The organism is Lysinibacillus sp. 1 U-2021, from assembly GCF_029916965.1.
Classification (GTDB): domain Bacteria; phylum Bacillota; class Bacilli; order Bacillales_A; family Planococcaceae; genus Lysinibacillus; species Lysinibacillus capsici.
In genome coordinates, this window is sequence record NZ_CP123966.1 from 128824 (window position 1) to 149457 (window position 20634).

Consider the following 20634-nt stretch of genomic DNA (forward strand, 5'->3'; position numbering starts at 1 on the left):
TAAAAACCATGTAGCAAATTTTTCTTTGCTACATGGTTTTTTTATATAGAATAATCCTCAGGAATAAACACCTTTAATTGTTTCGGCTTTACAAATACCTGATCGCCCACCTTCAGTTGAAGAAGATGAAATTGTTCCTTTGATACCTCTGCTTCTAAAAATTCATCAAGATCCTCACGGCGTAGTTCGATTTGAACGATAGGTCCTAGCAAATGAATGTGGCTGATTTTAACAGGAACTGTACCTGAAATACTTGTTTTCTCAATCTGAATATCATGTGGACGTACATAGCCTATCGCATTGTCCTCTGAATGTGTTAGGGCATCAGGTACATCAAGTACAACTTCACCCTGCATGAGCTTACCATTATGTAAGCGACCTTTAAATAGATTAACATTGCCCAAGAAATCATAGACAAATGGACTTTTGGGGTTTGTATAGACCTCATCTGGACTACCAATTTGCTCGATTTTGCCATTGTTCATGACCACAATGCGATCTGCGACATCGAGAGCTTCCTCTTGGTCATGTGTCACAAAAATACTTGTAATATGAAATTCATCATGTAACTTTCGAAGCCAGCGACGTAACTCCTTACGTACTTTTGCATCGAGAGCTCCAAATGGTTCATCTAATAATAGTACCTTTGGCTCTACAGCAAGCGCTCTTGCCAGTGCGACACGTTGTCGTTGCCCACCTGAGAGCTGTGTTGGATATCGATCTGAGAAATTTTCAAGCTTCACAAGTTGCAATAATTCCATCACTTTATCGTTGATTTGTTGTTTTGAAGGTCTGCTTTTTCGAGGGCGGACCTTCAGGCCATAAGCTACATTGTCAAAGACCGTCATATGGCGAAAAAGCGCATAATGTTGAAAGACAAAGCCCACATTGCGTTCCTTTGGATGACGATCTGTGATGGATTGACCATCAAATAAAATGTTGCCGACATCCGTTGTTTCAAGCCCAGCAATCACACGTAATAATGAGGTTTTTCCTGATCCAGAAGGGCCAAGCAGTGCTACTAGTTCCCCAGACTGAATATGTACGGATATATCCTCTAGTGCCTGAAAGGACCCATATTTTTTGGATACGTTTTGAATTTGTATACTCATTGAGATCATCTCCTTTTAACTAGATTTTGATTTCCAAGCAATAATGTCTTTCACAATTAATGTAAAAATGGCCATTACGCTCATTAAGGAAGCAACTGCAAAGGCTGCTGCAAATTGATATTCATTATAGAGAATTTCAATATGAAGGGGCATCGTATTTGTCATGCCACGGATATGACCAGATACCACAGACACAGCCCCGAATTCTCCGATGGCTCGTGCATTACATAAAATCAAACCATAGAATAGTCCCCATTTAATATTGGGTAATGTGACATACCAAAAGGTTTTAAAGCCACTTGCCCCCAATGAAATGGACGCTTCTTCCTCAGATGTACCTTGGGTTTGCATCAGCGGTATTAATTCACGTGCAACAAAGGGCAATGTGACGAAAATTGTGGCAAGGACAATGCCAGGTAGTGCAAAAACAATTTTAATATCATGTGCAAACAACCAATCACCAAATAGTCCCTGTGAGCCAAACAATAAAATAAACACTAAACCTGCGATAACAGGTGAAACTGCAAAAGGTAAATCTACCATAGTAAGTAATAGATTCTTCCCCTTAAAATTAAACTTTGTAAGTGCCCAGGCAGCCATTACGCCAAAGATCGCATTGAGGGGTACAGTAATGGCTACGACGATTATAGTAAGCTTAATAGCAGCTAATGCATCTGGATGTGTAATCGCAGCGAAGTAAACGTCGGCTCCTTTTTGAAAGGCTGTAATAAAAATAGATACTAAAGGTAGTACGATAAAGAAAGCTAAAAAAGCTAAGGCAATAAATATTAACGTATAGCGAATAATACGAGGCTCCTGTAAGGCAGCAGACTGAGTAGCTGCCTTCCTTTTTTCTGTACTAGCCTGCTGAATAAAAGTTGATTGTTCCATATAGTACCTCCTAATGTACAAACCGACGATTGGCTAGCCATTGTATCAAGTTAATGGTGAACAACAAAATAAAGGATGTCACAAGCATGACAACAGCTATGGCAGTTGCCCCCGCATAATCATATTGCTCAAGCTTTGTCATAATAATTAACGGCGTAATTTCCGTTTTCATCGGCATATTTCCTGCAATAAAAACAACCGAGCCATATTCACCTAAAGCGCGCGCAAAGGCCAAGGAAAAGCCAGTTAAAATAGCTGGTACTAGCTCTGGTAAGATGACTTTACGGAAGGTTTGTAAACGATTGGCTCCAAGGCTTGCCGAAGCTTCCTCCACCTCAGCACTGATATTTTGTAAAACGGGCTGGACCGTTCGTACAACAAAGGGTAGCCCGATAAAGGTTAAAGCAATAATGATGCCAAGAGGTGTAAAGGCAATTTTAAAATCAAAAAATTGACCAATCCAACCATTTGGTGCATAAAGAGATGTTAAAGCAATTCCAGCGACAGCAGTAGGCAATGCAAAAGGTAAGTCTACAAGCCCATCAATGATTCGTTTAAAGGGAAATTGATAGCGAACGAGAACCCATGCCATAGTCGTACCGAAAAAAACATTTAGTAAGCCTGCAATCAGTGCAGTGCTGAAGCTCACTTTGTAGGAAGCAACAGCACGGGGATCTGTAATGATATCGATAAATGCTGACCAGCTTAAGGACATGGTATGAATGAAAATCATGGAAAGTGGTAGTAACACTAGTAAACTTACGTAAAGCATTGTATAACCAAGAGATAAATGAAAGCCTGGAATAATTCGACGCGATTTTTTAGGAATGATTAAACTGCTCATCAAAACGCTCCTTATTGTGGTACGTATATTTCATCAAAGGTACCACCATCTTTAAAATGGGTTGCTTGTGCTTGTGACCAACCACCAAAATCATCGATGGAAACAAGTTCAAGCTGAGGGAATTGATCTTTATACTTTGCTAGAATCGTTTCACTACGTGGTCGATAATAATTTTTCGCCGCAATTTCTTGCCCTGTATCACTATATAAATGCTGTAAGTAAGCTTCAGCGACTTCACGTGTCCCTTTTTTATCTACGATTTTGTCTACAATTGCAACTGGTGGCTCTGCTAAAATACTTAATGAAGGCGTGATGATTTCAAATTCATCCTTACCTAATTCATTAAGAGAGAGGTATGCTTCATTTTCCCACGCAATTAAGACATCTCCAATTTTACGTTCTACGAATGTTGTTGTAGCTCCACGAGCGCCAGAATCAAGTACTTCTACATTGCTGTAAAGTGATTTCATAAATTCTTTTATTTTTGTCTCATCATTGTTATATAACTTTCCGGCATAAGCCCAAGCAGCTAGGTAGTTCCAACGTGCACCTCCAGAGGTTTTGGGATTAGGTGTAATGACAGCTACATCATCTTGAATCAAATCATCCCAATCTTGTATGTTTTTTGGATTGCCCTTGCGAACTAAAAAAACAATTGTAGATGTATAGGGAGTCGAATTATGATCAAATTCGGTTTGCCAATCTTTATTCAGCAGCTCACGCGTTTGAGCAATTTCATCAATATCGTAAGCGAGTGCGAGTGTCACAACGTCGGCTTCAAGACCATCAATCACTGCACGCCCCTGTTTGCCAGATCCACCATGTGATTGATTGATTGTGACGTCTTGGCCAGTATCATCCTTCCATTTTTTTATAAAATCTTTGTTGAACTCATCGTAAAGCTCCCGTGTTGGATCATAGGAAACATTTAGTAGCTCTACAGACTTCTTGTCTTCCTGACCGCTTGCTTTTTCATCTGAGTTAGCACTTCCACAGCCAGTTAAACTAAGCGTTAGAATAGTTAATAATGCCAATGATTGGAGAACATAGCTCTTTTTTTTCATAGTAAATCCGCCCCTTTTCTGTCTTAAGAATGCAAAAAGCCATCACCCACAATGACATGACAACATTGGGTAGATGGCCTTCAGATCCTCTGATCAGCGTTTTTTTTTAGGTCAAAGCTTTAGTAATACATTAAACATATATTTCCTATTAGTCAACAAGGAATTATAAAAAAGATTATTTATTTTGAAAATTAATAAAAGTGTCCTTAGATACCACTCATCATATGCAGCAAAGAGCAAAAAAAATGGGTGTATGGAAAAGATATTTAAAAAACCTAGTTGACTGCTTGGTGTACTTTAGTATATATTTGGTAATAAGAAGAATGATTGTAGTACGAGGTAACAACTACTAGTGAACAATCATTAAATATAGAGCTGGCTAGTCAAACTAGAGGCGTTTTAACAAAGACCTGTTTTTCCTATGTCTTTTGTTAAAACGCCTTTTTTGCTATGAGGGGGATTCGATGTTAACTTACGAAAATTGGCAAGAACCGATCATTGATTTTCAGGTTGATGATATGTATAAGGCTGCACTAGAGGTTTTACAGTGGAGCTATCAAGAATATGGAGATGAAATCGTCTATGCATGTAGCTTTGGTATTGAGGGCATTGTCTTAATTGATCTCATTTCAAAGGTAAAGCCTAACGCTACGATTGTATTTTTAGATACAGATGTACACTTTAAAGAAACATATGAAACCATTCATAAAGTCAAAGAAAAATATCCACAACTCAACATTGTCATGAAAAAGCCAACCCTTACACTTGAGCAACAAGGGACACAACATGGTGACGAACTATGGAAAACCAACCCAAATAAGTGCTGTGATATTCGTAAGATAAAACCTTTACACGAAGCCTTATCAGGTAAAAAGGCTTGGATATCAGGTTTACGTCGTGAGCAATCACCAACACGTCAACAAACAAACTTTTTAAATCGTGACGATAAATTTAAATCGATTAAAGTTTGTCCATTGATTCATTGGACTTGGAAGGATGTCTGGCGTTATGTTTCAAAGTACAGTTTGCCATATAATCCGTTACACGATCAAGGCTATCCAAGCATCGGCTGTGAGCATTGTACGAAACCAGCATTTACAATGGAGGATTTACGTTCAGGTAGATGGCAAGGCTCTGGTAAAACCGAGTGCGGGTTACATGAATAAAGGAGTTCTGCCATGCTTGAATATTTTGCAATAGCTATTAGTTTATTTTTTGCGATGAACATAGGAGCAAGTGGTGCAGCAGCCTCAATGGGTGTTGCTTATGGGGCAGGTGCCATCAAAAAAGCGTGGCAAGCATTGCTTTTATGCGCGATAGGCGTCTACAGTGGAGCTGTATTAGGCGGAGGAGAGGTAGTTAAAACGATAAGCTCAGGCATTATGCCCCAGGAATATATTACGGTAAAGGTTGTTATCATTATCTTGATTTCTGCGACAAGCTCGTTATTTTTCGCCAATCTTTTAGGCATTCCCTTATCAACGAGTGAAGTAACAGTGGGTGCTGTCGTGGGTGTAGGAATTGCCTATAAAGTACTATTCGTCAATTCGCTGCTTGTCATTATATCATTTTGGGTGATTGTACCGCTTGTTGCCTTTGTCATTGCTCTTGTCTGTGGAAAGTTATTATATAAGTTACAAAACACAGGGTTGCTGAAAGATCGACCAATTTTAACTGTTCTTCTCGTTTTAGCAGGATTTTTCGAAGCATTTTCAGCGGGGATGAATAATGTTGCCAATGCAGTTGGGCCGTTGGTGGGAGCAGGAATGATGGATGTGACAACGGGCATTGTGCTTGGCGGTGCATTTGTCGCAATAGGTGCTCTGCTACTTGGTAAACGAGTGCTTGAAACAAACGGTAAAAAAATAGTGCGCTTTCAAAAGGCAGAGGGCATTCTCATTTCAAGTACAGGTGCACTGCTTGTTGGCGTAAGCTCAATTTTTGGGCTTCCAGTACCCTTAACACAAGTCACTTCTTCATCCATCATTGGTATGGGGATGGCGAAAAACGGAAAGCAAATCTTCCATAAGCATATAGTGAAAAAAATTATACGTATTTGGGTTGTATCACCCATCTTTTCATTAGTCATTTCTTATTTTTTAGTGCAGTTATTTTTAGAAAAAGACCTTTATGCCATTATTTTAAATGGCAGCATTATTGTTGGGACGCTAGGGGTCATTAGTCTGATGCGTACGATGCGTGAAGAAGAGCAGTCTATCTATGATGCAGGGGAAGGCATTTAAATTGAATCATATCATCACTATCTTTTGACTATAAAACTTAGTATTTAACTAGAATTAGGAGGAGATTTTTATGAGTCTACAACCACATGGTGGACTACTTGTGCAAGCATTTAATCCGGAAAAAAAAATCACAACTATTCATAAGGAAATTGAGTTGGATGCAATTTCGTTGAGTGATTTAGAGCTAATTGCTATAGGGGGGTATAGCCCAATTGAAGGTTTTTTAACACAAGTAGACTATGAGTCAGTCGTGGCACAAAGTCGTTTAGCATCAGGTGTAGTATGGAGTATTCCGATTACATTACCTGTTACAAAAGAGAAAGCGTCCATTTTACAGCCTGGTGACGAGGTGAAGCTGGTTTATGGTGATGAAGTATATGGCGTTATTGAAGTAGCAGATATTTATGAGCCGAATAAACGAAAAGAGGCTTTACTTGTCTATGGAACAGAGGATTTAGCACATCCGGGCGTTCAAAAACTTTTTGATCGTCCTGCCATTTATGTTGGAGGAAAAATTACGTTAATTAAACGTCTTACACAAAAGTTCCCTGCTTATTCATTTGACCCAATAGAAACGCGACAATTATTTGCTGACAAGGGATGGAAAACTATTGTTGGCTTCCAAACACGTAATCCAGTCCATAGGGCGCATGAATATATTCAAAAGGCAGCACTTGAAACGATTGATGGGTTATTTCTAAATCCACTTGTTGGAGAAACAAAGTCAGATGATGTGTCAGCTGCTATACGTATGGAGAGCTATGAGGTTTTATTAGAAAACTATTATCCTGAAAGTCGTGTACAATTAGGTATTTTCCCAGCCGCTATGCGGTATGCAGGACCAAGGGAAGCTATTTTTCATGCACTTGTTAGAAAAAATTATGGCTGTACGCATTTTATTGTTGGTCGTGATCATGCAGGTGTTGGTGATTATTATGGCACATATGATGCACAAAAGATTTTTGAGCAGTTTACTGAAGATGAATTAGGAATTGTCCCACTGAAATTTGAGCATAGCTTTTATTGCCAGCAATGTGAAGGCATGGCGACGACAAAGACGTGTCCACATGATAGCTCTGCCCATGTCATTCTATCAGGAACGAAGGTACGTGAGATGCTACGAAATGGAGAAGTACCACCAAGTACATTCAGTCGTAAAGAAGTCGTAGACATTTTAATTAAAGGTATGAGTAAGGAGGTAGTGAAATGAGTTCAAACATTGTTTGGCATGAAGCCTCCATTACAAAAGAAGAACGCCGTTCAAAAAATAAACATCAAAGCTTTATTTTATGGTTTACGGGTTTATCTGCTTCAGGGAAATCATCAGTGGCCAATGCATTTGCCCGTCGATTATTTGAAAGGAGCAATCAAGCCTTCGTATTAGATGGTGATAATGTGCGTCATGGCTTAAATAGTGACTTAGGATTCGATGAGGTAGGGCGCAAAGAAAATATTCGTCGAATAGGTGAAGTCTCAAAGTTATTTATAGAGAGCGGTCAAATTGTGCTAACGGCTTTTATTTCACCTTATCGCGAAGATCGTCAGGTAGTCCGTGAACTTGTAGAGGATGGTGAATTTTTAGAGGTCTATGTAAAGTGTTCAGTAGAAACATGTGAAAAAAGAGATCCTAAAGGTTTGTATAAAAAAGCAAGGAATGCTGAAATTACTAATTTTACAGGGATTAGCGCTCCATATGAAGAACCAATTAACCCAGAAGTTATTTTGGATACAGAACAGCATTCCATAGAAGAATGTGTGGAGCAACTGACAAATATTTTAACTGCCAAGGGATATATTTAACTAAAAAAATCTGCTCGATTTAGTAATCGGGCAGATTTTTACGTTTATTTTACACCTTGTTCCTTTTTCATTCTGTCAATTTCAGGACCTAGTTCATCACGTACGGTACCTTTCCATGGCTTAACACCAGCAATATAGGAAGAACGCGTCATAATGTGTCCACCAACAGGACCAGTAATAAAGAGGAAGAGTATCCCCAGTAAAATACGAGGGTTGAAATGATCTTCAATCAGCCAAAAGTGAAAGAATACACCAATTAGTACACACATGACGCCAAGTGTTGCACTTTTTGAAGCGGCATGTGCACGTGTATACAAATCGGGTAAGCGGACAAGTCCGATAGCTGTCACGACAATAAAGAGTACTCCAACAGTAATGAAAAAGATAACTAAGCTATTAGCGAGAATTGTCACGTTTGATGATATCTCCTTTCTCTATGAATTTAGAGAAAGCCATCGTACCGATAAACGATAAAATTGCTAGCAATAAAATGATTTCAAGAAAGAAGCTTGTTTCCACTAAAATCGAAAATAGTCCGATTAGGGAAATGAGTGAAACACCTAGTGAATCCAAAGCTACAACACGATCGGATGAGGAAGGACCTTTTACCATTCGATAAATGACCGCTATCATTGATAAGCAAATCACTACGATTACAGCAATAATAAATGTTGTCATGATTTACTCACCTCCAAAATCGCTTTTTCAAATGAATCTCGAATGGAAGCAATGGCTTCATCCACATCGTTAATATCAATGGCATGTACATACAATGTTTTCGCATCATCCGAAACATGCACTACCACTGTTCCTGGTGTTAAAGTAATAAGACTTGATAATAACGTAATTTCCCAGTCTTGTGTTAAAACAGTTGGATAAGCAAAAAAGGCTGGTTGCATGTCCAGTTTAGGCTTCAACACTACTTTCAACACTTGAACATTTGCTAAAATTAATTCTTTAAAGAACAACAACGTTAATTTTAGCAGAGCCCATAATCGATAGACATAAAGACGAGACTTGAAAAACCTCCGCATGAGAATAAGTAAAAGTATGCCCATTATGAATCCTATGATAAAACCAGTTGCTGTGTAATTAGAGGAAAGGAACATCCAGACAAAGGCAAGTACAAAATTTAAAATCATTTGAAATGCCATAGTGCTAATCCTCCTTCATCACAGCATCTATATAGATAGATGGATCATTTAATAGTTTTGCAGCATCATCCATAAATGGCGTAATCCATTCAGAACCCACACCATATGCGACTGTAATAAGTACTAAAAAGGCAGTAGGCATAAACAGCATTTTATAGGTAGATTTGTCGACGGTACCTTGTGTTTCTTTTTCCTCACCCCAAAAGGCATAAAGGAAAATACGAATCACGGATAGTAAAACAAGCAATGAAGATGCTAAAATGAAAATACTGCTCCACATACTTCCAGCCTCAAAGCCTCCCTGAACAATTAACAGCTTTCCAACAAACCCGCTAAGTGGTGGAATTCCAGCTAAGCCAAACGCTGCTATTAAATAACACCAACCCAGTGCAGGGTATTTTTTCATAAGTCCACCCATTTTACGCAAGTCAGATGTACCAGTAATGTAGATGACAATGCCGATTAACATAAAGAGTGCTGCCTTAATTAGCATATCGTGAATTAAATAAAACATAGCTCCTTTTAAAGAAGCCTCATTCATTTGAGAGACACCAAATAAAATGACACCTACTGCAATGACAATGTTATAGATAATAATGAGCTTTACATCAAAATAAGCGAGCGCCCCAATACAACCAGCCACAATTGTTGCAATAGCTAATGCCATTAGTAAATCATGCGTATAGGATAAATCATGTACAAAAAATAGTGTATAGGTACGTGTAATGGCATATACCCCAACCTTTGTGAGCAGTGCGCCGAATAGAGTTAAGACAGGTATCGGTGCTGCTGCATACGAAGTAGGAAGCCAAAAATATAATGGGAAAATAGCTGCTTTAAGTCCAAATACCATTAAAAATAGTACTGCAATAACAGTAATAATTCCTGGTTGATTAATTTCAGCAATTTTTACCGCAATATCAGCCATGTTTAATGTTCCTACTACAGAATATAAATAGGCAACGGTTATGACAAATAAGGCCGAAGAAATAACATTGATTAAAATATATTTAATAGACCCTTTCAGTTGCCCCTTCTCACCACCTAAAACAATGAGTAAATAGGAAGCCATTAACAATACTTCAAAGAACACAAATAAGTTAAAAATATCTCCTGTTGTAAAGGCACCATTGACCCCAGTTAAAATAAACATAATACCAGGGTAATAAAAGAAGCGTTCGCGTTCCTTCGTGATGGAACCGAAGCCATACCAAACAACAAATAGCGCAATGAGCAATGTCGTTGTAACGAGCAATGCAGACACCATATCAGATACCATTGTAATACCGTAAGGAACAGGCCAATTTCCAAATGTGACCTTTTGAATACCATCTTCTTTCACTGTTAAAAGCAGAGAGAGGGCAGAGAGGAGGGCTAGTCCAATCCCAAGTAATGAAAATGATCGCTGATAAGTTAGATTTTTTTGTCCAAACATTAAAATCATACCGAAGAAAAACGGGATGATAATGGGTAATAGTAGGAAGTTATTCATCCTCATCACTTCCTCTCATTAAGCTAATATCATCCGTGTTAAGCTCTTGATAGGAACGGTAGGCAAGTACAAGGAAGAATGCTGTCACCCCAAAGCTTATAACAATTGCAGTTAAAATAAGTGCTTGGGGTAAGGGATCAGCAAATGTTTTGGCTCCTTCGTTTAAGACGGGTGGAGCTTCACCACCAAGACCACCCATTGTTAAGATGAGTAGATGAGCACCATGACTTAACAGACCTGTTCCAATAATAATGCGCAATAAACTTTTTGATAAGATTAAATAGACCGCTGCCATAAAGAGAAAGCCGATCACAAAGGCCATAATTATTTCCATTATTCATCCTCTCCAATCGTTTGAATAATGGTCATCGTAACGCCGACAACAACCAAATAGACCCCGCTATCAAAAAGCATAGCCGTGTGTAATGACTGTTTGCCTAGAAGCGGTAAATCGAAATAATCAAAGAAATGTGTGAAAAACGGTTTGCCCACAAACATTGGGTATGCCGCAGTAGCAAGGGCTAATAGTAAGCCAATGGCTGTTAAATACGTGTAATTAATAGGTAGAATATGGCGGACTGTGTTGATATCATAGGCTAACACTAAAAGAACAAGTGCACTTGATGTTAACAGCCCCCCAACAAAGCCTCCACCAGGCGTATAGTGACCAGCTAAAAAAATATGAATGGAGAAGAAGAAAATAATGAAAAATACAATTTTAGCTGTAAATTGTATTATCACATCATTTGTTTTCATGAGTGTTCTCCTTTCTATTCATACGTAACTTAATCATAGCTAAGATGCCCATGCCAGCTATGCCGAGTACTGTAATTTCAAACAATGTATCGAAACCACGATAGTCTACTAAAATTACGTTTACAATATTTCCACCACCAGCTAATGAATAGACGGTTTCCTCGTAGTACTTAGCAATAGAGGGAATTAGTTTTTGAGAATGAGCTGATAGCGCAACAAGTGTTACCATCACACCAACTGCAACTGAAACAATGGCACGATTTAACTGGAACCTCATTCGCTCCTCTCGTTTACCAAGCTTAGGTAGATGGTAAAATGCTAATAAAAATAGTGCAACTGAAATCGTTTCAATAACGAGCTGGGTCAGCGCTAAATCAGGTGCGTTAAAAATGACAAAGAATAAGGCGACTGTATAGCCAACAGTACCAAGCCCAATAATGGCCGTTAATCGCGATTTTGCCAAGATGGTGATGCCAGTACCAATTAATAAGACAATGATCAAGATAATTTCGTATAGATTAATTGGTGAGGCTCCTTGGAATGAAATATTAAATGCATCTTTCACGAATAGAGAGCCGATAACAATAATAGTAATTCCGCTAAACATATAGAGTAAATAGTGACGCATAGAACCTGTCATATAGCGTCGAGATATACGATTTAAGCCAACATCTAATCCCTGCATGATTTTGTCATAGGCATTGTTTAATGTTAACGCTTGCGGGAATCGTTGATACATCCCTTGCCATTTTGGTAAGGCAACAAATAACAATACCCCTACAATTATAATTCCAATAGTCATCAGTAGCTCAGGAGTGATCTTACCATGCCAAGCTGATACATGAATATCAACAGCTTGAGGCGAATCATACAAAAATGGCTGTATCGCTTGAACGGCTGGTTTTACAAAGATATTACCGATAATGTTTGGAATAAAGAAGATTGTCACAACTAAAGTCCCTAAAAGAATAGGTGAAATTAGCATACCAATCGGCGCCTCATGTGGTTTATGAGGTAACTGCTCTGGTTTGTAATTCCCATTAAATGTTCGGAAAACAAAATAGAAGCTATAGATAAATGTAAAAATACTAGCAATCCACGCAACAATAGGGAAGAGTGCTCCCCATGTTTCAAAGCCAAATAATTCAAACTTCTGAAGTGCAAGCATGGCTGTTAAAAACATTTCTTTACTTAAGAAGCCATTAAATGGCGGAAGACCAGCCATTGATAAACTTCCTATTGCAGCCACGGTAAAACTAATTGGCATAATACTCATTAAGCCACCGAGTTTACGAATATCTCTAGTTCCTGTTTCATGATCCACAATGCCTGCAATCATGAAGAGACTACCTTTAAATGTGGCATGATTAATAAGGTGGAAAATGGCAGCAAATGCAGCAAACTTAATGGTATCGACTGAGCCATTTGCATGAAAAGCAACAGCACTTGCCCCAAGTAGTGACATAATAAGCCCAAGCTGACTGACTGTAGAGAATGCTAGAATGCCTTTTAAATCAGTTTGCTTCACTGCAAAGAAGGAACCCCAGAATAAAGTTAAGATACCTACACCTGTTACAAGCCACACCCAAAGCTCAGAGGCTGCAAAAATCGGCGTAAATCGTGCAACTAAATAGATACCTGCTTTGACCATTGTTGCTGAGTGAAGGTATGCACTTACTGGTGTTGGCGCCTCCATGGCATCTGGTAACCAAATGTAGAATGGGAATTGCGCGGATTTTGTAAATGCTCCCAAGAGTAATAGGACAAGTGACCAAGTGAATAAAGGCTGATCTACTAAATTTGGTGCCATGACAATCAATTCTCGAATAGAATAGGTTCCTCCCATTAAATAAAGAAGAACGAAGCCACCTAGCATCATTAAGCCGCCGCCAACTGTAATCATCATAGACTTTAATGCGCCGAAGCGTGAGGCATCCCGATTATACCAATAGCCGATGAGTAAAAATGATGATATGGATGTTAGCTCCCAGAAGAAATAGAGTGTAATTAAATGATCTGACTGTACTACTCCCAGCATGGCTGACATAAATAACAGTAGGTAAACATAAAAGTTATGTAATTTTTCTTTATGTTTATCTAAGTAAAAAATGGAGTAAAGCACAACTAACGAGCCAATTCCAGTAATGAGTAATGAGAATAATAAGCTAAGTCCATCTAAATATGAGATGATGGAAATATCAAGCGATGGAATCCAAGGTAGCTCTGCAGTAAATACTTCACCTTTAGCAACTTGAGCAATATATGTTGCATAAATAACAGCAAGCGTAACAGGTACAGCAAGAACAAACCAACCTGTGTGAATATTATTCATGCGTTTATATAAAAATGGCACTAATATTGCAACAAGCATTGGAATAAAAATATAAAGTACTTGTAACAAAAAAACCCTCCTTTATGCAGGTAAGTAAATCAATTATAACGTACTTTAATTGGGAATGCATATGTACTATTGGGATTTAGCTTGCGGTCGTTGGAGAATTTTCGTTATATTATAAATAGGAAGTTATCAATAAAAATAGAGGAAAAAAATTTTTTATGAAGAACCCATATATCTATGGTTATCTACCATTAATTACAATTTTATTGTTTAGTTTGACATTTGGGATGTATGCTGTTGGTAAATCATTACAGATTTTTCAAGCCATCGGTGTATATTCAGGAATGCGAGAGTTTTTATCAGATTTTGAATTACGTGTATTTCTTCTCATCGTCTTTGCCATTGTTTTTTTTATGTTATTTTCTGCCCTTAAACTTGTAGGCGAAACCATTCATGAGGTAGGAATGCTGTTCTTTTCAAAGGACAACGAAGGAGCCACAGTTAGTCAGGCTCGAGGTGGCTATATTATTTTATTTGTAGGTGCTATGTGTTCTGCATTTGCCATCCAATTTATTTATGTTTTAATAGGTATTTTTGTCATAACGATATTTACCTACTTTGTTTATCTGATTTATAAAATGAGTCATTTTATATCAATGGGCGGCACAATCGGTCTATTAATCTTTGAACTTTTTATGTGGACGATTCTTTTAACATTAGTTGTTTATGTCGTATTAAAGCTATATAATGGCATTTTGGCAAGTCTGCCGTTTGCAAATTAATACATACTATTAAAATGGTGATGTTAATAGTAGAAAAAGCGAGGGATTGATTTCCGTTCCGCCAGCGTCCCATCTGTGACGCTAAATCCCTAGGAGTGAAGCTGGCTCCTCTCCAATCAACCAGGTGCAAAATTGCCTTTTCCTTATTTTTACTAGCTGCATAAACAAAATAACCCGTTTTTTGTATAATTAGAGAGAGGATAGGCTCTTATTTTCAATGTTGAGAAGCGATGAGTGAGACCCACCCTCCATAGAGAATAGTGAACACTTTCACTTTATTTGAAAACTGTTGCTAAAAAGCTAACCTTTTTAAGGGTTAGAGTAGAAGGCTTTTGATGCTCGCCCACAGGAAAGCAAGTAGCCTGAAACGGAAAACCATTTACACCTTTCATAAAAATTTTATGGATGGTTTTGTTTTTTAACACGTTGAAAAGGTAGTAGTCGATTGAGACTACTACCTTTTGCATGTTTCACTACTCAAGCAAAACATTAAATAATTGGTGATGGATTTTGTACTCTTCTAATTGCTGCATCGATTGAGGTTTATCATACCCTAGCCATACAGCAGCAGTATATTCATTATTGAGTCCAGCAAGCCAGTAGTCACGATAGTCATTCGTTGTCCCTGTTTTTGCACCAACGTAGCTGCTGTTACTATAGACACCTTGACCCGTACCGTTTGCTACAACATCTGCAAGAAGTTCACGCATGTATTTTACTGTTTTCGGAGACCAAATTTGATCACGCTGTGTATCCCAACTATAAAGCTCTGTTCCATCTAATGCTGTGACTTTGCGAATACTATGAGCAAGTACATAAGAGCCATCAATAAAGCTAGTATAAGCATCTGCTAGTTCTAATGCTGTTACACCATAGGTTAATCCTCCTAATGATGCAGAATAATTATAATCTTTCTCTACAATCGAGCGGAAGTGAAAGCGATTAAGATAATGAAAGGCTGTCTCGACGCCAACGGTTTGAAAGAGACGAAGTGCAGATGTATTATAGCTATGTCGAAAAGCAGTACGAATTGACACATCACCATACGTATAGCCCCCATAGTTTTGTGGGCAAAACGAGCCCACACAATAACGCCCACCATTGACAATCGAATCAGGTGTATGAGATGTTGTTTCGAAGAATGGTGCATAGACTGCCAGAGGCTTAAAAGCTGAACCTGGCTGACGTGTTCCTTGGAATGCACGATGGAAATCAAATTTTTCATAATTCTTTCCTGCATACAGACTGACTATTTCTCTTGATTGGTTTTCAATGGCTGCACCTGCTGCTTGGAATGGGCTAGTACCTAAAATAGCTGACATTTTTTCCTCATCATGCTGCTGTTTAGTAGGATCAAGCGCTGTGTGAATGATGAGTCCATTTTGAAATAATGTATTGAGTCGATTGTCTAATTGTGCTTTAATTTTTTTCTTTTCTTCCTCATTCTCTGTTAAGCTTAGTCGATCCGCATAACCTTCTTTTTCTGCAATAAGCCATTTTAGCTCTTGAAGAACATAAGTGCTATACATTGGATAACTTTGAATTTTATCTTTCACATTTAATGTAATGGGATCAGCCTTATAGTTTTTTGCCTCTTCCTCTGTAATAGCTTCATTTGCTGCAAGGGTATCTAACAAACGCTCCTGCCTTGCTTTAGTTTGATCATAATTCTTTAAAGGATTATAAAGGGAAGGGTTATTTGGGATGGCAGCAATGAAAGCTATTTCAGCTATGGATAATTCTTGGAGTGGCTTTTGAAAATAATAGGTGGCTGCTCCGCCAATGCCATAAACTTGATTGCTGAAATAGGACTCATTTAGGTACATCGTTAAAATGGCTTCTTTATCAAATTCTTTTTCTAATTCATAGGCATAAAAAAGCTCTGTTAATTTCCGTTCATATGTTTTTTCCTCAGATAAATAACGCATCCGGACAAGCTGCTGCGTAATTGTACTACCTCCTTGAGAGGTTGTGTTGCTATTTGAATTGGCTACAACTGCACGAATAATAGCACTTAAATCAAAGCCAATATGCGTATAAAAATCAGCATCCTCACTAGTAATGAATATTTCCTGGGCAATTTGTGGAATTTCTTGTAAACTTAGTGGCTGCCGCCATTCGACATATTCCTCACTAAATGTTTGCCCATTTCGATCAATAAGGGTAACAGGTAGTTGGGCCTCTACCTCGGGTAAATGTATTGCATTAGTCATTTGTTCCTCATGTGCTTGTGCAATATTGATTTCTGTTTTAATGTTTGAGCTAATCCACCATAAAGCAGGAAGGGATAGAGCTATAATAAAAAAACCAAAAGCCTTTTTCATGTGTGCCTCCACTCTTTCTATAAATCCTTCATCAGAATAACATATTTTGGATTGATTCCAAATACTCGCTCAGACCTATTTACATAGTTTTAAACATGAATAGTAAAAGTGCAAAAATCGTCAATACTTAGAGGGAGAAAACCAGTAGGAAGTATGTTAGACTAAAATGAGGTCAGAAAAGGTGCAAGGGCATCTTTTTCATTGAAACTGAAATTTATCATTAAAGGAGAGACTTCCATGTTTCCACAGTTAACAACAGACGTACAAGCAGGCGAAGTGCTTGTAGAAATGAACACAACATTAGGTGCTATCAAAATTAAATTATTCCCTGAGCACGCACCGAAAACGGTTGAGAATTTTTTAGGTCATGCTAAATCAGGCTACTATAACGGCATTATTTTCCACCGTGTTATTCAAGACTTCATGATTCAAGGCGGCGACCCAACTGGTACTGGAATGGGCGGAGAATCAATTTGGGGTAATTCCTTTGAAGATGAGTTCTCAGAGCAATTGTTTAACCTACGTGGCGCGCTATCAATGGCAAATGCAGGACCAAACACAAATGGTTCTCAATTCTTTATTGTACAAATGAAGCACCTTCCAAGTGATATGCTTCGTCAATTACAAGGAGCGGGCTTCCCTGAAGAGATCATCGAAGCTTATGCTCAAAACGGTGGTACACCTTGGTTAGACCATAAACACACAGTATTCGGTCATGTAGTAGAAGGTATGGACATTGTGGATAAAATTGCAGATGTGGAAAAAGATTTCCGTGACAAACCGTTAGAAGATGTGAAAATTGAGTCAATTACAGTCTTTGAATAATACGTATAAGGACGTGTAGAACATGCAGAACTTTATGTATCAATTTTTATATTTCCCAGAAGACAAATCAGGTTATATTCCAGCAGCATTTGAATTTTTAATTATGCTTATTCTATGTATTATCGTGTTTACGCTTTTTAGAAAAATTTCTAAGAAACAAGAATTAAAATCAAAAGAAATTGAAGCACGTATTTTAGCAGAAAAGAAAAACACAAACAATCAACAGAATGTCTAATAAAAAGAATCTGCTTGCCACAGAGGGCGAGCAGATTCTTTTTTATTGTATCAATTTTTTTTAAAGCGTCGAATAGTATTTTGCAGGGCCTTGATGGCAGTGAAACAAACCAGTACAAGTGACAAGCCAATCCCACTCAATGCAGTAATAAAGGCTACCCATTCAAAGAGTGTATAACTACCGATGCTATCGAAATCACTGCTATCTTTCCACCCTTCAATGACTAAGTTCATCCCATAAATGCCCGATACCACAGTAAAGACTGTTAAAATAAATAGTAAATTATTACTTCGATTATCGGATTGATCTTCCTGTGTTCGATACAAACTATTCAATGTTTCTTTTGTTTCTACATAATGTTCATCTATACGGAAGTACTTTCGTAGCAATTGAGCAATTTCTCTGCCTTCTGTTCGTACGATAACTTCTTCAAAATAATAGCGTGCAGAAAACTTTGTAATCAGCTCGATTAGTTCATTGACAATCTGTTTATCTTTGCCCCACTTTATTTCACTATACTCATAGGAAAGCTTTAAGAGCATCATTTTATAAAAATAATGAATGAACAAATTATAATAGTGCGTACCCATAAATTCTTGAATACTATGTGTACATTTGGCAAACGGCCTATTTGTAATCGTTATTTGTGCTTGTGAGGAGGTGATAATATAACTGTTAGGAGCCCAGCGTTTATGGGCATGCTCTTGTACATAATTAGAGATATATGAAGGATTAGTGCTAGAAATAAAGGGTTTGCCAGCAGGTGTCCTACCGTCTACTTGTCCTAAGCGAAATAAATGCTCAGGTATAATTTTAGCTTCTTCCTCTGCCATTAAATAAGCTGAGGCAAACATTCGCTCATCTTCAAAGAAAGGTAAGCCTTCGTAGCTATGGTCTTGTTGATGTAATAGAAAAGGTTTTAAAAAAGGTATAAAATACTTAAATAATAATTCACTCGTAGAAGAACAATGACCAAATGAAAAATGATGACTTGCACCTTTCTCCTCTCTTAGTTTAGCCTCTAATACTCTAAAATAGTGGATAAAATTTAAAATATCACTTAGATCATGTGATTGATCTGTAATATTTGTTCTTACTGTTATAATCCCATTCCCAAAAGGACATAGTGTCACATCAATACTCATCACTTCGTAATCATATTTGATTTGACTTTCTTGAAGATGTAAGGCGCCTTGTGTATAAAAAGCTTTCGAAAAACGAATAAAGTCAGGGTTATTCATTTCGTTTGGAAATAATTTATCCTCCAAAAAAGGATAGAAAAATTGGGCAAGTTCCTCATGTATAATCGTCATATCACCATAAAAAGCGTCTTCAAGAGATGTATTGTGTAAGGTGAAAAAGAAAAAGCCCTCGTTTAGTAGTATATCACTGATTTTTTGACGATTTTTTTCGGAATAGGCGAAGGGGAATAGGAATGTCATATAAGCACGTTTAATCGTTAATGGGACAATGTCCATGTAAAATCACCTCTTTATAAATCCGATTGATAAGAACCTTTTCCACAAAATTTTGTTTTTAAACATAGAAAAAGGATAGCTCTAAGGGGAGAGATATCCTTTCAATCATTTTATTGCGCAAAGACCTTTTTAAAACGCTCGACTCCATCTTTCACAGTATCAAATGAACAAGCAACATTCATACGTAGGAAGCCACGACCTTCTTCTCCGTATTTTGTCCCTGGTTCTAGAGCTAGCTTCCCGATTTCAAGTAAGCGGTTCATGATCTCCTTCTCTTCAAGCGCTAGTTCTCGGTAATCAATCCAGATTAAATAAGTGGATTGAGGAATCGTAACACGAATACCTGGAATCTGCTCTAACTCCGTTTTCACATAATCCATGTTGGCAGAAATATAAGGAAGTAATTCATGTAACCAAGGAGCCCCTTCTGTGTATGCTGCATGAAGGGCAACAGAGGCAAATGTATTTAATGAGCCTTGACCACTTGCCATATTGATGGCCTCTAGCTTCAAGCGTTTTTCCTTATCTGTTACGATCATATATGAAACTTGAATTCCTGCTAAGTTAAATGTTTTAGTAGGAGCCATACACGTAACAATGCGATTAATTTCATCACCTGCAACTTTAGCTAAAGGAATATGTTTATCCCCATTAATCATTAAATCAGCATGGATTTCATCAGAAATAATGATGACATCATATTTAGCACAAAGTCGTACAATTTCCTTTAAAGTAGCTTCATCCCATACATAGCCTCCTGGATTATGCGGGTTACATAGTATGTAGGCTTTCACATCTTGAGCTAAAGACTTCTCGAAGGATTCAAAATCATAGACAAACAATCCATCTTTTTCAATTAATGGACAGCTCACAACTTCACGACCATTACTTTTTGGTATGTTAAAGAATGGCGGATAAACTGGTGGTGAAATGAGTACTTTGTCACCAGGGTTAGTTAGGGCAACAACGCTGTTAGCTAATGCAGCCACCACACCATTACAGAATAGGATGGCTTCTTTCTCAATGTCCCAGTCATGGCGAGTACTTTGCCAGTCTACAATGGATTGAATCGCTTCCTCACTCATATAACTATAGCCAAAAATAGTATGTTCGGCATGTTGTTGTAGAGCCTTTGAAACGGCTGTTGGAGCCGCAAAATCCATATCGGCTACCCACATAGGTAAGATATCTGAGGCATCGTTTAGGCCATAAACCTTTTCCATTGCGTCCCATTTGACAGAGTTTGTACATCGACGTTTGATAGTTTGATCAAAAATAGACAAGTAAATCACTCTT

21 protein-coding genes are annotated in these 20634 nt (G+C 37.9%); 7 read left to right on the forward strand and 14 right to left on the reverse strand.

Features of this window, described 5'->3' with window-relative positions:
* Window positions 1–41 precede the first annotated feature (41 nt).
* From QH639_RS00625 to QH639_RS00640, 4 genes are read right to left on the reverse strand one after another with little or no spacing between them, the layout of a single operon-like run.
* Entirely contained in the window at window positions 42–1112 is a 1071-nt protein-coding gene (locus QH639_RS00625; protein ID WP_131522547.1) for a sulfate/molybdate ABC transporter ATP-binding protein, read from the reverse strand.
* A 15-nt stretch (window positions 1113–1127) separates the two neighbouring features.
* Window positions 1128–2003 (reverse strand): sulfate ABC transporter permease subunit CysW, encoded by an 876-nt coding sequence (gene cysW, locus QH639_RS00630; RefSeq protein WP_281115511.1) that lies wholly within the window; start codon window positions 2001–2003, stop codon window positions 1128–1130.
* A 10-nt stretch (window positions 2004–2013) separates the two neighbouring features.
* Window positions 2014–2847 (reverse strand): sulfate ABC transporter permease subunit CysT, encoded by an 834-nt coding sequence (gene cysT, locus QH639_RS00635; protein WP_131522549.1) that lies wholly within the window; start codon window positions 2845–2847, stop codon window positions 2014–2016.
* Window positions 2848–2858: 11 nt separating this feature from the next.
* On the reverse strand, window positions 2859–3911 hold the full coding sequence (locus QH639_RS00640; protein ID WP_131522550.1) for a sulfate ABC transporter substrate-binding protein: 1053 nt from the start codon (window positions 3909–3911) through the stop codon (window positions 2859–2861).
* A 464-nt stretch (window positions 3912–4375) separates the two neighbouring features.
* Here QH639_RS00640 and QH639_RS00645 point away from each other — a divergent pair, with 464 nt between their 5' ends.
* The 4 genes from QH639_RS00645 to cysC all read left to right on the forward strand — a co-directional run bounded on the left by QH639_RS00645 (window position 4376) and on the right by cysC (window position 7954).
* On the forward strand, window positions 4376–5077 hold the full coding sequence (locus QH639_RS00645) for a phosphoadenylyl-sulfate reductase (protein WP_281115512.1): 702 nt from the start codon (window positions 4376–4378) through the stop codon (window positions 5075–5077).
* Window positions 5078–5089: 12 nt separating this feature from the next.
* Entirely contained in the window at window positions 5090–6154 is a 1065-nt protein-coding gene (locus tag QH639_RS00650; protein ID WP_048394449.1) for a sulfate permease, read from the forward strand.
* A gap of 70 nt (window positions 6155–6224) precedes the next feature.
* A complete protein-coding gene (sat, locus tag QH639_RS00655) occupies window positions 6225–7364 on the forward strand; it encodes a sulfate adenylyltransferase (RefSeq protein WP_259420257.1) in 1140 nt (379 codons plus the stop codon).
* Window positions 7361–7954, forward strand: coding sequence for an adenylyl-sulfate kinase (cysC, locus tag QH639_RS00660; protein ID WP_259420256.1), 594 nt, complete (start codon window positions 7361–7363; stop codon window positions 7952–7954). Before sat ends, cysC begins: the two co-directional genes overlap by 4 nt.
* 44 nt (window positions 7955–7998) lie before the next feature.
* Here cysC and mnhG read toward each other — a convergent pair whose 3' ends face one another.
* Genes mnhG through QH639_RS00695 form a run of 7 tightly spaced genes read right to left on the reverse strand, consistent with a single transcriptional unit; the run spans window position 7999 to window position 13757 of the window.
* Complete coding sequence (mnhG, locus tag QH639_RS00665; RefSeq protein ID WP_004228373.1) at window positions 7999–8367, reverse strand: monovalent cation/H(+) antiporter subunit G; 369 nt, start codon at window positions 8365–8367, stop codon at window positions 7999–8001.
* Window positions 8351–8632, reverse strand: coding sequence for a Na(+)/H(+) antiporter subunit F1 (locus QH639_RS00670; RefSeq protein WP_131522556.1), 282 nt, complete (start codon window positions 8630–8632; stop codon window positions 8351–8353). Before QH639_RS00670 ends, mnhG begins: the two co-directional genes overlap by 17 nt.
* Window positions 8629–9108: a Na+/H+ antiporter subunit E gene (locus QH639_RS00675; RefSeq protein ID WP_131522557.1), complete on the reverse strand. Its 480-nt coding sequence runs from the start codon at window positions 9106–9108 to the stop codon at window positions 8629–8631. The genes QH639_RS00670 and QH639_RS00675 overlap by 4 nt, the downstream gene beginning before the upstream one ends.
* 4 nt (window positions 9109–9112) lie before the next feature.
* A complete protein-coding gene (locus QH639_RS00680) occupies window positions 9113–10600 on the reverse strand; it encodes a Na+/H+ antiporter subunit D (RefSeq protein WP_281115513.1) in 1488 nt (495 codons plus the stop codon).
* On the reverse strand, window positions 10593–10934 hold the full coding sequence (locus tag QH639_RS00685; RefSeq protein WP_004228379.1) for a Na(+)/H(+) antiporter subunit C: 342 nt from the start codon (window positions 10932–10934) through the stop codon (window positions 10593–10595). The genes QH639_RS00680 and QH639_RS00685 overlap by 8 nt, the downstream gene beginning before the upstream one ends.
* A complete protein-coding gene (locus tag QH639_RS00690; protein WP_004228380.1) occupies window positions 10934–11356 on the reverse strand; it encodes a Na(+)/H(+) antiporter subunit B in 423 nt (140 codons plus the stop codon). The genes QH639_RS00685 and QH639_RS00690 overlap by 1 nt, the downstream gene beginning before the upstream one ends.
* On the reverse strand, window positions 11343–13757 hold the full coding sequence (locus QH639_RS00695; protein WP_131522559.1) for a Na+/H+ antiporter subunit A: 2415 nt from the start codon (window positions 13755–13757) through the stop codon (window positions 11343–11345). Before QH639_RS00695 ends, QH639_RS00690 begins: the two co-directional genes overlap by 14 nt.
* A 155-nt stretch (window positions 13758–13912) precedes the next feature.
* Between QH639_RS00695 and QH639_RS00700 the strand changes: the two genes are divergently transcribed.
* Entirely contained in the window at window positions 13913–14476 is a 564-nt protein-coding gene (locus QH639_RS00700; RefSeq protein WP_131522560.1) for a DUF5366 family protein, read from the forward strand.
* A gap of 473 nt (window positions 14477–14949) precedes the next feature.
* Here the strand turns inward: QH639_RS00700 and QH639_RS00705 are convergent, their stop codons facing one another.
* A complete protein-coding gene (locus tag QH639_RS00705; RefSeq protein WP_259420255.1) occupies window positions 14950–16800 on the reverse strand; it encodes a transglycosylase domain-containing protein in 1851 nt (616 codons plus the stop codon).
* 237 nt (window positions 16801–17037) lie between these two features.
* Between QH639_RS00705 and QH639_RS00710 the strand changes: the two genes are divergently transcribed.
* Window positions 17038–17625 (forward strand): peptidylprolyl isomerase, encoded by a 588-nt coding sequence (locus QH639_RS00710; RefSeq protein WP_004228389.1) that lies wholly within the window; start codon window positions 17038–17040, stop codon window positions 17623–17625.
* Window positions 17626–17647: 22 nt separating this feature from the next.
* Window positions 17648–17860 (forward strand): hypothetical protein, encoded by a 213-nt coding sequence (locus tag QH639_RS00715; protein ID WP_066038174.1) that lies wholly within the window; start codon window positions 17648–17650, stop codon window positions 17858–17860.
* Between the two features lie 50 nt (window positions 17861–17910).
* On the opposite strand, the gene QH639_RS00720 is transcribed toward QH639_RS00715, so the two are convergent.
* Both QH639_RS00720 and QH639_RS00725 read right to left on the reverse strand, forming a co-directional pair.
* Window positions 17911–19338: a magnesium transporter CorA family protein gene (locus QH639_RS00720; RefSeq protein WP_259420254.1), complete on the reverse strand. Its 1428-nt coding sequence runs from the start codon at window positions 19336–19338 to the stop codon at window positions 17911–17913.
* Between the two features lie 110 nt (window positions 19339–19448).
* Window positions 19449–20621, reverse strand: a complete 1173-nt coding sequence (locus QH639_RS00725) for a MalY/PatB family protein (RefSeq protein ID WP_259420253.1) — start codon at window positions 20619–20621, stop codon at window positions 19449–19451.
* Window positions 20622–20634: the final 13 nt, after the last annotated feature.

Coding starts and splice junctions, on each gene's coding strand:
- QH639_RS00625 (WP_131522547.1), bottom strand. CDS start 1,112: ATGAGTATACAAATTCAAAACGTATCCAAAAAATATGGGTCCTTTCAG.
- cysW (WP_281115511.1), bottom strand. CDS start 2,003: ATGGAACAATCAACTTTTATTCAGCAGGCTAGTACAGAAAAAAGGAAG.
- cysT (WP_131522549.1), bottom strand. CDS start 2,847: ATGAGCAGTTTAATCATTCCTAAAAAATCGCGTCGAATTATTCCAGGC.
- QH639_RS00640 (WP_131522550.1), bottom strand. CDS start 3,911: ATGAAAAAAAAGAGCTATGTTCTCCAATCATTGGCATTATTAACTATT.
- QH639_RS00645 (WP_281115512.1), top strand. CDS start 4,376: ATGTTAACTTACGAAAATTGGCAAGAACCGATCATTGATTTTCAGGTT.
- QH639_RS00650 (WP_048394449.1), top strand. CDS start 5,090: ATGCTTGAATATTTTGCAATAGCTATTAGTTTATTTTTTGCGATGAAC.
- sat (WP_259420257.1), top strand. CDS start 6,225: ATGAGTCTACAACCACATGGTGGACTACTTGTGCAAGCATTTAATCCG.
- cysC (WP_259420256.1), top strand. CDS start 7,361: ATGAGTTCAAACATTGTTTGGCATGAAGCCTCCATTACAAAAGAAGAA.
- QH639_RS00670 (WP_131522556.1), bottom strand. CDS start 8,632: ATGACAACATTTATTATTGCTGTAATCGTAGTGATTTGCTTATCAATG.
- QH639_RS00675 (WP_131522557.1), bottom strand. CDS start 9,108: ATGGCATTTCAAATGATTTTAAATTTTGTACTTGCCTTTGTCTGGATG.
- QH639_RS00680 (WP_281115513.1), bottom strand. CDS start 10,600: ATGAATAACTTCCTACTATTACCCATTATCATCCCGTTTTTCTTCGGT.
- QH639_RS00685 (WP_004228379.1), bottom strand. CDS start 10,934: ATGGAAATAATTATGGCCTTTGTGATCGGCTTTCTCTTTATGGCAGCG.
- QH639_RS00690 (WP_004228380.1), bottom strand. CDS start 11,356: ATGAAAACAAATGATGTGATAATACAATTTACAGCTAAAATTGTATTT.
- QH639_RS00700 (WP_131522560.1), top strand. CDS start 13,913: ATGAAGAACCCATATATCTATGGTTATCTACCATTAATTACAATTTTA.
- QH639_RS00705 (WP_259420255.1), bottom strand. CDS start 16,800: ATGAAAAAGGCTTTTGGTTTTTTTATTATAGCTCTATCCCTTCCTGCT.
- QH639_RS00710 (WP_004228389.1), top strand. CDS start 17,038: ATGTTTCCACAGTTAACAACAGACGTACAAGCAGGCGAAGTGCTTGTA.
- QH639_RS00715 (WP_066038174.1), top strand. CDS start 17,648: ATGCAGAACTTTATGTATCAATTTTTATATTTCCCAGAAGACAAATCA.
- QH639_RS00720 (WP_259420254.1), bottom strand. CDS start 19,338: ATGGACATTGTCCCATTAACGATTAAACGTGCTTATATGACATTCCTA.